At 69.7% G+C, this 13,695-nt stretch carries 11 protein-coding genes; 4 read left to right on the top strand and 7 right to left on the bottom strand.

What is annotated here, in order from left to right:
- Positions 1–4: 4 nt before the first annotated feature.
- Both ACQP0N_RS10495 and ACQP0N_RS10490 read left to right on the top strand, forming a co-directional pair.
- Complete coding sequence (locus tag ACQP0N_RS10495; protein ID WP_433119530.1) at positions 5–697, top strand: PH domain-containing protein; 693 nt, start codon at positions 5–7, stop codon at positions 695–697.
- 13 nt (positions 698–710) lie between these two features.
- Positions 711–1,289, top strand: coding sequence for a TetR/AcrR family transcriptional regulator (locus ACQP0N_RS10490; RefSeq protein WP_355050427.1), 579 nt, complete (start codon positions 711–713; stop codon positions 1,287–1,289).
- Positions 1,290–1,390: 101 nt separating this feature from the next.
- Here the strand turns inward: ACQP0N_RS10490 and ACQP0N_RS10485 are convergent, their stop codons facing one another.
- The 4 genes from ACQP0N_RS10485 to ACQP0N_RS10470 form a co-directional block, all read right to left on the bottom strand.
- Positions 1,391–2,707 (bottom strand): hypothetical protein, encoded by a 1,317-nt coding sequence (locus ACQP0N_RS10485; RefSeq protein ID WP_433119527.1) that lies wholly within the window; start codon positions 2,705–2,707, stop codon positions 1,391–1,393.
- A gap of 13 nt (positions 2,708–2,720) precedes the next feature.
- Positions 2,721–4,247: an alkaline phosphatase D family protein gene (locus tag ACQP0N_RS10480; RefSeq protein ID WP_433119525.1), complete on the bottom strand. Its 1,527-nt coding sequence runs from the start codon at positions 4,245–4,247 to the stop codon at positions 2,721–2,723.
- A gap of 113 nt (positions 4,248–4,360) precedes the next feature.
- Entirely contained in the window at positions 4,361–5,338 is a 978-nt protein-coding gene (locus ACQP0N_RS10475) for a TolB family protein (RefSeq protein ID WP_433121545.1), read from the bottom strand.
- Positions 5,339–5,343: 5 nt separating this feature from the next.
- Positions 5,344–6,618, bottom strand: a complete 1,275-nt coding sequence (locus ACQP0N_RS10470) for an MFS transporter (RefSeq protein WP_433119523.1) — start codon at positions 6,616–6,618, stop codon at positions 5,344–5,346.
- Positions 6,619–6,841: 223 nt separating this feature from the next.
- Between ACQP0N_RS10470 and ACQP0N_RS10465 the strand changes: the two genes are divergently transcribed.
- Together ACQP0N_RS10465 and ACQP0N_RS10460 are read left to right on the top strand one after the other, a co-directional pair.
- Positions 6,842–8,218 (top strand): CBM96 family carbohydrate-binding protein, encoded by a 1,377-nt coding sequence (locus tag ACQP0N_RS10465; protein WP_433119521.1) that lies wholly within the window; start codon positions 6,842–6,844, stop codon positions 8,216–8,218.
- A gap of 196 nt (positions 8,219–8,414) precedes the next feature.
- Positions 8,415–9,458: a hypothetical protein gene (locus tag ACQP0N_RS10460; RefSeq protein WP_433119519.1), complete on the top strand. Its 1,044-nt coding sequence runs from the start codon at positions 8,415–8,417 to the stop codon at positions 9,456–9,458.
- A 108-nt stretch (positions 9,459–9,566) separates the two neighbouring features.
- On the opposite strand, the gene mmsB is transcribed toward ACQP0N_RS10460, so the two are convergent.
- The 3 genes from mmsB to chvE all read right to left on the bottom strand — a co-directional run bounded on the left by mmsB (position 9,567) and on the right by chvE (position 13,580).
- On the bottom strand, positions 9,567–10,817 hold the full coding sequence (gene mmsB / locus ACQP0N_RS10455) for a multiple monosaccharide ABC transporter permease (RefSeq protein WP_357120380.1): 1,251 nt from the start codon (positions 10,815–10,817) through the stop codon (positions 9,567–9,569).
- Positions 10,814–12,352: a multiple monosaccharide ABC transporter ATP-binding protein gene (gene mmsA / locus ACQP0N_RS10450; RefSeq protein WP_355050434.1), complete on the bottom strand. Its 1,539-nt coding sequence runs from the start codon at positions 12,350–12,352 to the stop codon at positions 10,814–10,816. Before mmsA ends, mmsB begins: the two co-directional genes overlap by 4 nt.
- A gap of 82 nt (positions 12,353–12,434) precedes the next feature.
- A complete protein-coding gene (chvE, locus tag ACQP0N_RS10445) occupies positions 12,435–13,580 on the bottom strand; it encodes a multiple monosaccharide ABC transporter substrate-binding protein (protein ID WP_355050435.1) in 1,146 nt (381 codons plus the stop codon).
- Positions 13,581–13,695: the final 115 nt, after the last annotated feature.

The raw sequence follows: 13,695 nt of genomic DNA, 5'->3' as shown, positions 1-13,695 counted from the left end.
GACGATGACCGAGACGAGGACGCCGACCAGGGCGGCCGTGGGGCCGCTGCTGCGCCGGGCGGTCGTGACCGAGGCGGCGATGTGGCGCAGCCTCTACCTGTGGGCGCGCCGCCGTCCCCTGCCACTCGGGCCGGGCGACGAGCCGTTCGGCTATCTCGGCGTGGTCAAGCCGATCCTCGGGATCTTCATCGCCCTGTCGGCCGTCGAGATCCCGATCTTCGACCTGATCGTCAGCCACGTGGTCCCCTGGCGGCCGGCCCGCTGGATCGTGCTCGGCCTCGGCATCTGGGGTCTGCTCTGGATGGTGGGCCTCTGGGCGAGCATGACCATCCACCCGCACATCGTCGCCGACACCGGGCTGCGGGTACGCAACAGCTCCGGCATCGACATCTGGATCCCGTGGTCGGACGTGGCCGCGCTGCGCAAGCGTCACCGCTCCCTGCCATCGAGCAGGTCCATCCAGGTCGAGAAGGAGGGTGCGCGCCAGATCCTGCACGTCTCGGTCGGCAGCCAGACGAGCATCGACGTACTGCTGCGTCGGCCGACCACCTTCGACCTGCCCCGCGGTCGGTCCGCGCCGATGGACGAGCTGCGACTGTACGCCGACGACCCCGACGGCCTGCTGCGCAGCGCCCGGGGCACGCCCGCGCCGGAGACCGACCGCCGCGCGACGGCGGCTCCCGGCCACCCGCTGTGAAACGATCGAGGCCATGCCGAAGAAGGTGGATCACCAGCAGCGACGCACCCTCATCGCGGACGCGTTGATGCGGGTCGCGGCGGATCAGGGCCTGGAGGCGGTCAGCCTCCGTCACGTCGCCACCGAGGCGGGCGTGTCCGCCGGCATGGTCCAGCACTACTTCCGCACCAAGGACGAGATGATGGCGTTCGCGTTGAGCGTGGTCCGCGAACGCAGCCAGATCCGGGTCACCGAGGCGGTGGCGCGGCTCGGCGAGGCCCCCGCCCCCCGGCTGCTGCTGCGTACGATCATCGCCGCGCTCCTGCCGCTCGACGCGCACACCCGCGACGACGGTCGGGTGGCGCTCGCGTTCCTCGCCTACACGGCGGTGCGCCCGACGGCCGCGACCGGCCTGCGCGAGGGCACCGCGCAGCTCACCGCCTTCATCGCCAGCGTCCTGCCCACCAACGACGTGGCCGCCGCGGCCGGCCTGCTGGCGCTGATGGAGGGGCTCGGCGTCTACCTGCTGGGTGGGCAGTACACCGCCGAGCAGGCGCTGGACGCCCTGGACGCCCAGCTGGACCTGCTCTTTGGCACACCGGCCACGGCGTGATCCACCCGGTTTCGTGGAAGTCGCGGTGTCCCCGGTAGCGGGACACCGCGACTTCACCGAACCCGACCGTCCTGCGGATGACGCCCGGCGCACCGCCCGGCTCAGTGGGTCGGGACGCCCGCCCGCGCCTTGCGCTGGCGCAACTCCTCCGCGGTCATCAGCCAGGTGGAGTTCGTCGCCCCGAGACCGAGGAGCACCTGGTCGAAGCCGTTGCCGTCGTTGTCGTCGGTGTAGCAGAGGCTCACCTCGCCCCACGGGGACGCGGCGATGGCCAGGTCTTCCTGGCGACCGGTCGTCGTCTGGCTCAACGCCTGCGCCGCCAGCCGACCCGTGGTGCTGCCGTCCGGGTTGAGGCCACGCGCCCAGACGTCCGGGTTGGCGCCGGACACCGTCCAGCCCACCACGACGTTGTCCTCGTCGTCGACGCCGACGCCGGGGGCGACCGCCCCGGTCCCGGTGGACACCTGGACCTCGTCGTGGCGGGCCGCGCCGGACGCGGTGAACGAGCGGGCCCAGACGCCCTTCGTGCCGGTGTGGTCCGACTCCCAACCGACGGCGAAGTCACCGGAGTAGGTCGACGCGACCGAGGCCCGCCGCTGCTGCCCGCCGCTCTGCGCGTTGGCCGTGCGCCGGGACAGCACCACCGCGCCGTTCGCGCGGGCCAACCGGGTCAGACCGATGTTGTACGACCCGTTCGCGTCGGCGTCCTCGTCCCAGACCACCAGCGCCTCGCCGGAGGCGGACACCGCCACGTCGGGGCGGTGGTGGCTGCCGGTCGTCTGCGAGGCCGTCACCTCGTACCCCTTGGTGGTGGGGCCGGTGAAGCCGGCGGCCTTGACGGTCGCCGGCGCGGTGCCCTGCACGTCCTCCCAGACGACGGTGAAGCCGACGGCCGCGCTGGTGGGCGCTCCGTCCGGGTCGACGGCCACCTTCGGCCAGATCTGCTGGCCGGCGTCGCTGGCGTTGGCCTGCCCGGAACCGAGGATCGCGCCGGCCGGCGACACCACCCGGTACTGGATGTTGTAGACGCCGTTGCCGTCACCGTCGGCGGCCCAGACGACCACGGCGTTGCCCCGGTCGTCGAGCCCCACGTCGGGGCTGATGTGTCGCCAGGCGGCCCCGCTGGTGCCGCCGGTCGAGAGCTTCAGCTCGTAGCCGGGCGTGCCGTCGCGGAACAGGCGCAGGTAGATCTCGCTGTGGGTGTCGTCCTCGGGCGCGGTGCTGTCCCGGTCGTCCTCCCAGGCCACCGCGACCTGCCCGGCGCGGTTCATGGCGATGGCGGGCAGGTCCTGGTCGCCGGTCGCCACGCTGTTGGCGGTGGTCCAGGTGATCGCGTCGGCGGTCATGGCGGTTGGAGCGGGCGCCACGGCGGTCGGCAGCAGCAGGGACGCGGTGAGCAGTGTCGTGAGTGCGGTCATCGGTGTGCTCCTTCTACCCGGCCTGCAGGCCGGGCTGGCCGTCGAGGATGACGAACGAGCGCACCGTCGACGCCGCCGCGCCGTGCTCGGTCACCGTGTTCACCGCGCGGAAGTCCGCGCGGACCTGGCTGCGGCTGATCGTCGTACGGACGTAGCCGCGCCGGTCGGAGTAGAACTTCAGGTGCGGGTTGGTCGCCGCGTTCGGGATGGTGGTGCTGCCGGTGCCGTTGCCGGTCGAGGTGATCGAGGTGCAGACCAGCTCGGTGCCGATCGTGGCGGACGACGGGTTGGCGTAGTCGGCCTTCAGCTCGTTGGCCCACGACTTGTGCACGTCGCCGGTGAGGACGAGCGGGTTGCGCACGCCGCGCTGCTGCCAGCCGGTCTGGATGCGGCTGCGCGAGGCCCGGTAGCCGTCCCAGGCGTCCATGTTCGCCGCCCCGCTCGCCTCGAACTGGCGGGCGAAGAACACCTGCTGGCCGAGGATGTCCCAGGTGCCGTAGTGCTGGGCCAGCCCGTCGAGCAGCCACGCCTCCTGGGTCGCGCCGGTCAGCGACCGGGAGGCCAGGTCGGCGTCCGCGCAGACCTTCCAGCCGTCGCCGCACGCCTGGTCGTCGCGGAACTGCCGGGTGTCGAGCATGTGGAAGGTGGCGAGCTGCCCCCAGCGGATGCGGCGGTACAGCGGGATGCTGTTGCCGCTCGGCGCGGAGGCCGGTCGCAGCGGCATGTTCTCGTAGTAGGCGCGGTAGGCGGCGGTACGCCGAGCGGTCCACTGGGCGGCGGTCAGTGTGGGGCTGCTGTCGGCGCGGACCATGTTCGCGTAGTTGTTCTCCACCTCGTGGTCGTCCGGAACCACCAGCCAGGGCGCCGCCGCGTGCGCCGCCTGCAGGTCCGGGTCGGACTTGTAGAGGGCGTACCGGCGGCGGTAGTCGGCCAGCGACACGATCTCCGCGCCCACGTGCTGGCGCACCGCCGAGGTGTTGACGCCGCCCTCGTAGATGTAGTCGCCCAGGTGCAGGATCAGCCCCGGGTTCTCCTCGGCCATCCGCCGGTACGCCGTGTAGTAGCCGGCTTCGTAGTGCGCGCACGAGGCGAACGCCATGACCAGGTCGCGGCCGAACGTGCCCGCCGCGGGTGCGGTCCGGGTACGCCCCACCGGGGAGATCTGGCCCTGGGCCCGGAATCGGTAGTAGTAGTCGGAGTCGGCCGCGAGTCCACCCGCGACGACGTGCACCGAGTGGGCGTCGGCGTACCGGGCGACCACCGAGCCGGAGGCGACCAGCGACGAGAAGCGGTCGGTAGTGGACACCTGCCACTCGACCGTCACGTCGGCGTTGGCCATCCCGCCCTGCCCGTCGGCGTTGAGCGGTGACGGTGCCAGCCTGGTCCACAGGACCACGCTGTCGGGGTCCGGATCGCCGGAGGCCACACCGAGTTTGAAGGGGTACGGCACCGCGGCGCTGGCACCCTGTGCGGGGGTGACCGCGGCGCCGGCGGCGGCAAGTCCACCGAGGACGAATATGCGACGGCTCAGCCTTGTCATGGTCCATACCCTCGGGGCCGTCGATGAACGGTGAAGGCTGTGGCGCGGAAGCCGACATGACGGGACGTTGGCCGCGTCAAGGCCGTCAGGTGTCGCGCCCCACGGCCGGGTCGTCAGGTCAGCGGCGACGGCGACTCGGCGTTGGGGATCAGCAGTTTCGGCGTGCCGGAGCCGTCGGCGGGGACGCCGAACACGTCGGGCCGGCCGTCGCTCTGACGCAGCGTGTAGGCCAGTGTCGCGTCGTCGAGCCAGGCCGCCTGGTCGTCCACGCTGGCGGTCTCCGCCGTCGCGGTGATCCGCCCCGAGGCCAGGTCGAGCACGGACAGCCGCCAGCCCTTCCCGGGGTCGGCGTCGATCGCCTGCTTGAAGGCGAGCCGGGTGCCGTCGGGCGACAGCGAAGGGCACTCGACGTTCTCCCGCAGCGTCTCCACGGTCCGGGCGGCCACGTCGCCGCGTACCAGGTAGCGCTTGCCGCCGGTCGACATCGTCGCGTAGAACCGGTTGTCGTCGGCGGTGAAGGTGACGCCCCAGTAGTTGACGTCCGCGCTGCGGTAGGCGCGGCCGTCCCGCGTGACGGCGAACCCCTCCAGCGACGGAACGGTGGCCCCGGTGACCGTGTCGAGGATGCCGGTGCGGGTGGAGAAGCCGCTTGCCGTGTAGGAGTCGCCACCGACGAACGTCGTCCAGGAGACCATCCGGCCCGACGCCGAGACCCGGGCACGGTTGGGCAGGCCCGGCACGCTCAGCGTCCGCTTCTGGTTCAATGCCGCGTCGAGCACCACCACCTGGTACGACCACGCGGTCGCAGGCTTCAGGCAGACGCCGGTGCCGCCCGCCGCGTACACCCGCAGGCATTCCAGACCCGAGACGGTACGCGGCCCGGCGGGGTCGGCGGTGGTGACGCTGGAGACGTACCGGTCGGTGACGGCCAGCAGGCGCGGGCCCGGCGTCAGCGTGACCGCCTGGTTCCCGGCGGCGGCCGCTGGCAGGGTCCGGGGCGGCTCGGCGGCGATGGCCGCGTAGCCCACGGCCCCGCTGGCCAACAGCACCGCCGAGGCGGCCACCACACCGAGCTTGGCCCGGGTCGACATCGCGGTCACGAGGACACCTTCCGAGGGATCAGACGGGACGGGGAAGCCAGCAGGAGCACGGTGACCACCAGGACACCGGCGACGGCCACGGCCGCCGCGAGGACCGCCGTCCGCGGGCCCCAGGCCTGCCAGGCCAGACCGAACAGGACCGAGGAGACGAGGTACGCGAGCGCCTGCCCCGTCTGGACCAGCGCGATCCCGGTGGTCCGCAGCCGCGGTGGCAGCACCGGTCCGGCGAGCGCGATGAGCACGCCGTCGGTGGCCGCGTAGAACGCGCCGTAGAGCGCCAGCGTGAGCACGAGCGCCGGCCAGCCGTGCAACGGTCCGGCCAGCAGCAGGTAGGTCACGCCGAGGGCGACGTAGCCGCCCACCACGACCGGCAGCCTCCCGACCCGGTCGGCCAGGACACCGAGCGGGGCGGCGAGCAGCAGGTACGCGAGGCTGGTGCCCACCGCCAGCAGGGGAAACCACCGCAGGCCGAGGTCCTCGCGGCGTTGCAGCACCAGGTAGACGAAGCCGTCGCCGATGGTGGCCAGGCCGAGCATCGTCGCGGCCAGCAGCAGCCGGCGGGCCGGCCGGCTGCGCAGCAGGCCCCACGCCTCGGCGACGGCGACCCGGGGCTCGTCCGGCGCGTCGGCGGGCTCGCCGCTCGGGCGCTCCCGGACGAACAGCACGAGCACGACGACCGCCAGCGCGGCGACGCAGAAGCTGGTGACGAAGACCGCGTCGTACGACTGCCCGACGGCCAGCAGGACGGCGAACGCGGCGAGCGGCCCGAGGAACGCGCCGACGCTGTCCATGGCCCGGTGCACCCCGAACGCCCGACCCAGCGCCTCGGGCGGGGTGGAGAGCGTGATCAGCGCGTCCCGGGGCGCGCTGCGCACGCCCTTGCCGAGCCGGTCGACGGCGATGACCGCGCCGATGGCGGGGACCGACCGGCCGGCGAGCAACAGGCCGAGCTTGGCGACCGCCGAGAGCGCGTAACCGACACCGGCGACGAGCTTGCGCCTCCGGAACCGGTCGGCCACGAAGCCGCCGACGACCCGCAGCAGCGCGGTCGCGCCGGTGTGGACGCCGTCGAGCACACCGAAGGCCACCGGGCTGAGTTGCAGGCCCAGCACCAGGTAGAGCGGCAGGACGGCGGCCACCATCTCGGCCGAGACGTCGGTGATCAGGCTGACCGTGCCGAGCGCGACCACGTTGCCGCTGACCAGGGCGAGCCGGCGGCGGCGCGGCCCGGGTGGGTCGGAGACCGGACGGGAGACGGTCGACAGGTACACGCGCATCTCCTGGACATCGGTGGGCGACGGTCAGCCATCGTGACGATCCGGCGCGAAGGGCCACAAGAGAGCACGGGCTGCGGGCAGGCGTGCGATGGGTGAACATCCAGCAAACATCGAGATGTTTCACTGTCTGAGCGTACTGTTCATCTGGCGGCAGTGCGCCGGTTCATCGACCTTCCTACGTTCCTTGCGCTCAACACCCGCAACGAAGGGGTCCTGGATGGACATTCGAATCGCCCGCCCACCGGTGACGGTCGGTACGGTCGCGGTGCTCGTCGCCGCCACCGCCGCCGTCGTCCTGACCGGCTCGGGCACGGCCTCCGCAGCGAGCGTGACATTCACGCCGGTCGCCGACACCTACGTCCAGAGCGACACGGCATCCACCAACTACGGCACGTCCACGCAGGTCGTGGTCGACAACTCGCCCGCGCGGCGCATGTTCCTGCGCTTCACGGTGAGCGGCGTCAGTGGCACAGTGACCAGCGCCAAGCTGCGGTTGCGCACGATCAGCGGCAACAGCGGCAGCGACGCCGGTGGCACGTTCCGAAGGATGTCCAGCACGACCTGGTCGGAGACCGGCACCACCTGGAACAACCAGCCGGCCATCGACGGGGCCACCCTCTCCTCGCTCGGCGCGGTCTCCGGCAACACCTGGTACGAGGTCGACGTCACCTCCGCGGTCACCGGCAACGGCACGTACAGCTTCGGCGCCACCTCGACCAGCGGCGACGGCGCGTACTACGACACCCGCGAGAGTGGCGGCGACGCACCGCAACTGGTCGTCACGACCGGGACCACGACGCCGCCGTCCGGTGACCCGGTCCTCGTCGGCGCCGGCGACATCGCCACCTCCGGCTCCGGCGACACGGCCACCGCCGCGCTACTCGACAACATCTCCGGCACCGTCTTCACGACCGGCGACAACGTCTACGACAGCGGCACCGCGTCGCAGTTCGCCAGCTACTACGAGCCCACCTGGGGCCGGCACAAGAGCCGCACCCGCCCGTCGCCGGGCAACCACGACTACAACACGTCGGGCGCCACCGGCTACTACAACTACTTCGGTACGACCGCCGGCCCGAGCGGCCGGGGCTACTACTCCTACGACCTCGGCAACTGGCACGTCGTGTCGCTGAACTCGAACATCAGCATGTCGGCCGGCTCCGCCCAGGAGCAGTGGCTGCGTGCCGACCTCGCGGCCAGCGGCAAGCCGTGCACGATCGCGTACTGGCACCACCCGCTCTTCACGTCCAGCTCCGACCACGCGCCGTCCACGTCGACGCGCCCGCTGTACCAGGCGCTCTACGACTACAACGCCGACGTCGTGGTGTGGGGCCACAACCACGTCTACGAGCGGTTCGGCCCGATGAACCCGTCCGGCAGCTACGACGCCAGCCGGGGCATGCGCAGCTTCGTCGCCGGCATGGGCGGTGCGGACCACTACGGCTTCGGCACCATCCAGCCCAACAGCGAGGCGCGCAACAGCTCCGCCTGGGGGGTCCTGAAGTTCACCCTGCACTCCGGCAGCTACGACTGGCAGTTCGTGCCGGTCGCCGGCCAGACCTACGCCGACAGCGGCACCGGCAACTGCCACTGACGGTCTGATCCCGCTGCACCGTTCGCGGTGCAGCGGGATTCTCCGTACCTCAGCACCGCCGTGACCAGCGCCTGCCCGACAATGCCGTGACGTGCGGCAAACAGGCCCAAAGTTGTCCAAGAGCCGGTTGAACCGTCGCCGGGCCATCCCGTAGTACCTCGGTATCGATCAGGACACCTATCCGGGAGGTCTACCAGTGGCGGCACCGTGGGAAGAGTACAACCAGAGCTGGTTCCAGTACGACGGGCAGGGAAGTGTCGTCGACACCCGGAATCGCAATCCCGACGTCAGCCCACGAGACACAATGGTCGCTCTCTGGGAGAACATAGACGTGACCCGACAGCTGGCCATGGCCGTAAACCTCAGCCAGCAGGCCATTGCCGAGTTCAACAACGTCAGACGCCTTCCGGAAGACGCCACGCAAATCCTGGAGCGCACCGACCTCAGCAACGATCTATTGAACGACGCCGCGGCAAGGTTGAGGGAGAGCGTCGCAGGAATCGAGCGGGCGGCCTCTGCGATGGAGACGTCCGTCCGCTTACTCAACATGGCTGGGGAGCGGTGGAACTCTCACCAAGGCGACTCACCGTACAACGAGAACATCGTGACCCTGCAAGCGGCGCAGTCGACGGAGGCGATCAACTCTATCAATACTTTTCTGAACATAAACCGGATCGCCACCGGGGCGATCGATGAGGCGAGAACGCGTGGTGTGCAGCATCCGGAGTTCGACCAGGCGCGCCAAGCGGCGGTCCGGAGCCTCGACGATGTCCACCTGATGTCATCTGATGCCAATGTCCTCCTGTACACGAACGAGCGCGATGTGCGCGGGGTGTCCGACCTGGGCTGGCAGACGACGCCCACCCAGAACGATCTACCTCAGCCAACAGTCGACAGGCTGGCGAACACACTCAGCGGCGGGGTCTACACCGACTCCAACCCGCACGGCGCGCAACACTTCTCCACCACCGCGAGGAATGCGCAGGTAGCACAGGAGGCCATGAACATCCTGAGTGATGCGGGCTTTGGCGAGCACGCGATGGCGTGGCAGGCGTATCACGCCCGGCAGCAGCACATGGCCGACACATTTCCGAGCGTCCAGTTCTACCCCGAGGGCCAATGGGCGGGGCAGGCGAACAGCCGGTCGATCGGCAGCCCGGCGGGCGAGTCCATCGCCGACGAAACTACGACCAGTCAGCAGCATGGTGCCAGACGGCGGGGTGCACGGCGCCGGCGATGACCTGACCGCGTGGGCTCACAGCCCAGTCTGTGACGGGGTTCGGCGACCGAGCGACGTGTGCCCCCGCCCTCGAGATGGGCAGGGGCACACGTGCGTGCGGTCAGGGCGTCAGCGGGTGCCGGCCGCGCGGCGCTTGTTGTAGACGTCGAACGCGACGGCGACGAGCAGGACGAGCCCCTTCACCACCGACTGCGTCGACTGGTCGACGCCCATCAGCTGCATGCCGTTGCTCATCACCGCCATGATCAGACCACCGACCATCGCGCCGACCACGGTGCCCACACCGCCGGTGACCGCCGCGCCGCCGATGAAGGCCGCCGCGATCGCGTCCAGCTCGAACATGTTGCCGGCCGCGGGCTGCGCGCCGTTGGACCGCGACGAGTAGATGACGCCCGCCACGGCCGCGAGGAAGCCCATGTTGACGAACATCCAGAAGTTGACGGTGCGGACCTTCACGCCCGACAGCGCCGCCGCCGAGAGGTTGCCGCCGATCGCGTAGACCTGACGGCCGAAGACCGTCCGCCGGGTGAGCAGACCGTAGACCAGCACCAGCGCCGCCAGGATGATCAGCACGATCGGCAGGCCCCGGGCGTGGGCCAGCTGCCAGGCGAAGTACATGATGACCGCGCCCACCAGGACGACCCGGGCCACGAACAGCGGGAACGACTCGACCGGCTGCTGGTAGCGGATGCGCGCCAGGCGGGTGCGGAAGCCGCTCACCGCGTACCCGGCCACGGCGATCGCGCCGATCAACAACGTGAAGGCGTCGAAGCCGTTACCGCCGAGCAGGCCGTTGAGGAAGCCCGCCGCCACCTTCTGGTACTCGGACGGGAACGGCGACAGCGAGATGTTGTCGAGCACCCGCAGGGTGAGACCCCGGAACAGCAGCATGCCGGCCAGGGTCACGATGAACGCCGGGATGCCGGCGTACGCCACCCAGAAGCCGTGCCACGCGCCGACCGCGATGCCGACGGCCAGCGCCGCGAGGACACCCAACCACCACGGGTGGCCCTGCTGGATCACGAGGACTGCGGACACCGCGCCGGTCAGCGCGACCACCGAACCCACTGACAGGTCGATGTGCCCGCCGATGATCAGGATGACCATGCCGATCGCGAGGACCAGGATGTACGAGTACTGCAGGACGATGTTGGTGATGTTGCCGGGGCTCAGTGACACCCCGTCGGTCAGTACCGCGAAGAGCGCCAGGATGACGACCAGGGCGACGTAGATCCCGCTCTGCCGGAGGTTGTTCAGCACCAGGGCCCGCAGGTCGCTCGTCCCCGTGTGCAGAGCGGCGGCCGGCGCGGTGTCCGACGGTGTCGGGCGCTCCGTCGAAGGGGTTTTGATGCTGGTCATCCGACGAGCTCCTTGTCCTTTGTCATCAGCTCCATGAGGCTCTCCTGGGTTGCCTCGCTCACCGGCTTCTCACCGGTGATCCGGCCCGCGGCGAGGGTGTAGATGCGGTCACACATTCCGAGCAGCTCCGGCAGCTCGCTGGAGATGACGATCACCGCTTTGCCGGCGGCCACCAGCCGGTTGATGATCGTGTAGATCTCGAACTTGGCCCCGACGTCGATCCCGCGCGTCGGCTCGTCCAGGATCAGCACGTCCGGGTCGGTGAAGAGCCACTTCGACAGCACGACCTTCTGCTGGTTGCCGCCGGAGAGCTTGCCGACGACCGCCATCACGCTCGTCGTCTTGATGTTCATGTCGCGCCGGCTCGACTCGGCGACCTTGATCTCCTCGTTGCCGTTCACCCAGCCGTACTTGGCCAGCCGGTCCAGGGCGGCGGCGGAGACGTTGCGCCGGACGTCGTCGATGAGGTTGAGGCCGTACCGCTTGCGGTCCTCGGTGACGTACGCGATGCGGTTGTCGATGGCCTCCGCGACGTTGCGGGCGTTGACCTCCCGACCGTGCATGAAGAGCTTGCCCTTGATGTCGCGGCCGTAGGAGCGGCCGAAGACGCTCATCGCCAACTCGGTCCGGCCGGCGCCCATCAGCCCCGCGATGCCGACCACCTCGCCCGCGCGCACCGACAGGTTGACGTCCTCGACGACCATCCGCTCCTGGGTCGGGTGCCGCACCGACCAGTCCTCGATCCGCAGCACCTCCTCGCCGGGCGACGATTCGCGGTCGGGGTAGAAGCTCTCGATGTCGCGGCCGACCATGCCCCGGATGATGCGCTGCTGGTTGACGTCGTCGGCGCGCATGTCCAGGGTCTCCACCGTACGACCGTCCCGGATGACGGTGGTCGAGTCGGCGATCGCGGTGATCTCGTTGAGCTTGTGCGAGATCATGATGCAGGTGATGCCCCGCTCCTTGAGCTGCCGGAGCAGGCCGAGCAGGTGCGCCGAGTCGACGTCGTTGAGGGCGGCCGTCGGCTCGTCCAGGATGAGCAGGCGCACCTTCTTGGACAGCGCCTTGGCGATCTCCACGAGTTGCTGCTTGCCGACGCCGAGCTGGATGACCGGGGTCACCGGGTTCTCGTGCAACCCGACGGACGCCAGCAGCTCCGCCGCCTCGGCGTTGGCCTTGTTCCAGTCGATCAGGCCGGTACGACCCCGCCGCTCGTTACCCAGGAAGAGGTTCTCGGCGATCGACAGGTAGGGCACCAGGGCGAGTTCCTGGTGGATGATGACGATGCCATTGGCCTCGCTGTCCCGGATGCCCCGGAACTGCATCGGCTTGCCGTCGAAGAGGATCTCGCCGTCGTACGAGCCGGATGGGTGGACGCCGGAGAGCACCTTCATGAGGGTGGACTTGCCGGCGCCGTTCTCGCCGCAGATGGCGTGGATCTCTCCCCGACGTACCGCGAGGTTGACGTCCTCCAGCGCGGTCACTCCGGGGAAGGTCTTCGTGATACGACGCATCTCGAGGATGGTGTCGTCCATGGTCACTGTCCTCTGTCGGTCTGGACGTTGCTCGATCACGGCGTCGGGCCCGGCGGTCGCCCGCCGAGCCCGACGAGGTGACCTACTTCTTGGCCTGACCGGCGGCGACCTCTTCCGCCGTCCAGTAGCCGGAGTCGATCAGCGTCGCCTTGATGTCGTCCTTGTAGACGGTCGCGATCGGCAGCAGGTACGACGGGACGACCTTGACGCCGTTGTTGTACGTCTCGGTGTCGTTGGCCTGCGGGGTCTTGTCCTGCAGGAACGCCTCGGCGGCGTTCGCGGCCTGGTCGGCCAGCAGGCGGGTGTCCTTGAAGACGGTCGAGTTCTGCACACCGTCGTTGATCAGCTTGATCGAGGCGATCTCGGCGTCCTGGCCGGTCACCACGGGCAGCTTCTTGTTGCCGGTGGCGCTGTAGCCGGCGTTCTGCAGGGCGGTGATGATGCCCCGGGAGATGCCGTCGTACGGCGAGAGGACCCCGTTGACGACCGAGCCGTCGTTGTAGCTGGAGGTGAGCAGGTCCTCCATGCGCTTCTGCGCGGTCTCCTGCTGCCAACGCAGGGTGGCCACCTGCTCCTTGGTGGTCTGCTTCGACTTCACCTTCAGCGTGCCCGCGTCCATGAACGGCTTGAGGGTGTCCATCGCGCCGCCGAAGAAGTACTGCGTGTTGTTGTCGTCCAGCGAGCCGGCGAACAGCTCGATGTTGAACGGACCCTTGGCCGTGCCCTTCGAGCCGTCCTTGTTCTGCAGGCCGAGCCCGACCAGGAGCGCGGTGGCCTGCGCCACGCCGACCTTGTAGTTGTCGAAGCTGACGTAGAAGTCGACGTTCTTGCTGCCGCGGATGAGCCGGTCGTACGAGATGACCGGGATCTTCGCGTCGGCGGCGGCCTGCAGCTGACCGCTGAGCGCCGTGCCGTCGATGGCCGCGATGATCAGGACGTCCGCGCCCTGGGTGATCATCTGGTCGACCTGTTGCGACTGGGTCGGGATGTCGTCGCCCGCGTACTGCAGGTCGACCTTGTAACCCTTGGACTCCAGCTTCGACTTCACCGCGTTGCCGTCGGCGATCCACCGCTCCGAGGTCTGCGTCGGCATCGCGACGCCGATCGTCAGGTCCCCCGGCTTCTTGTCGCTGGTGTTGTCGCCGCTGCCGGCGCCTCCACCACTGCACGCCGCCAGGCTCAACGCCAACGCCGCGCTACCGAGAGCAACCAGGAATTTCCTGCTCACGGGCCGTCTCCTCTCCCGATTCCCCCCGCCGACCGCCGGGGCCACCTGTCATCTTTCGGGTAGTGTTAGCGCTCACATAGGGCACGTCAACACCTGATCCGAAATACCGGTGTCA

Source organism: Micromonospora sp. CA-246542, from assembly GCF_050942905.1.
GTDB lineage: Bacteria > Actinomycetota > Actinomycetes > Mycobacteriales > Micromonosporaceae > Micromonospora.
This window is presented reverse-complemented; position numbering and strand designations above follow the sequence as displayed.

Excerpts from the sequence above, each read along its gene's own strand:
- ACQP0N_RS10495 (WP_433119530.1), top strand. The coding sequence starts at position 5 with ATGACCGAGACGAGGACGCCGACCAGGGCGGCCGTGGGGCCGCTGCTG.
- ACQP0N_RS10490 (WP_355050427.1), top strand. The coding sequence starts at position 711 with ATGCCGAAGAAGGTGGATCACCAGCAGCGACGCACCCTCATCGCGGAC.
- ACQP0N_RS10485 (WP_433119527.1), bottom strand. The coding sequence starts at position 2,707 with ATGACCGCACTCACGACACTGCTCACCGCGTCCCTGCTGCTGCCGACC.
- ACQP0N_RS10480 (WP_433119525.1), bottom strand. The coding sequence starts at position 4,247 with ATGACAAGGCTGAGCCGTCGCATATTCGTCCTCGGTGGACTTGCCGCC.
- ACQP0N_RS10475 (WP_433121545.1), bottom strand. The coding sequence starts at position 5,338 with ATGTCGACCCGGGCCAAGCTCGGTGTGGTGGCCGCCTCGGCGGTGCTG.
- ACQP0N_RS10465 (WP_433119521.1), top strand. The coding sequence starts at position 6,842 with ATGGACATTCGAATCGCCCGCCCACCGGTGACGGTCGGTACGGTCGCG.
- mmsB (WP_357120380.1), bottom strand. The coding sequence starts at position 10,817 with ATGACCAGCATCAAAACCCCTTCGACGGAGCGCCCGACACCGTCGGAC.
- mmsA (WP_355050434.1), bottom strand. The coding sequence starts at position 12,352 with ATGGACGACACCATCCTCGAGATGCGTCGTATCACGAAGACCTTCCCC.